This window comes from Aerococcus sp. L_32, assembly GCF_050689315.1.
Genome location: NZ_JBOEQF010001221.1, coordinates 1 through 546, shown reverse-complemented (window position 1 = coordinate 546; position 546 = coordinate 1). Strand labels below are relative to the sequence as shown.

The 546-nt window shown below is 40.8% G+C and carries 1 protein-coding gene; it reads right to left on the bottom strand.

What is annotated here, in order from left to right; translation table 11 throughout:
* The coding region (locus ACRCJ0_RS19035; RefSeq protein ID WP_431391770.1) for an MmgE/PrpD family protein at positions 1 to 327 on the bottom strand (327 nt) is incomplete at its 3' end.
* Positions 328 to 546: the final 219 nt, after the last annotated feature.

Sequence of the window (546 nt, the reverse complement as noted above, 5' to 3'; positions counted from 1 at the left end):
GTCAGATGGATGGCAGGTTTCGTTTTTCGCTAGGTATGAATCGTTGTAGTCTAAATAACGGATAGCTGCCCCGTTATAAAAGGTTGCGTAGTCAGGACTGGATTTACCGCCACCAAGTAAGGTTACTAGTGGGGCGCCACCTAAATCTTCTGTCATCGTGCGGATATCTTTCACGGGTTGGCCTTCTAAGGCACCGATCCCTACTCCAATACTATCTAAGAGACGTAATTTTAATACTTTAATGGCTTCATCTGATAAGTCATCATAGCTACGGCTTTCTACCCAGCTTGCAAGTTGTTGAACCAATGTTTGTTTATCGTTTGACATCTACTCGACCTCCGATATTTTATTAAGTCTATTTTCTTTATAGATATATAAGGAGGATATGGTCAAAAACGCATACCCCCTATAGTTGATGTTTATATGACTACTTAGTTTTTACCGTCGTTTAAGGTAATTACACGGCCGAATAACTCGTTGTTACCCCAGATACCGCGACGAATACCTTCTAATTGTACGATTTGACTATGGTCAACGAACAAGTTC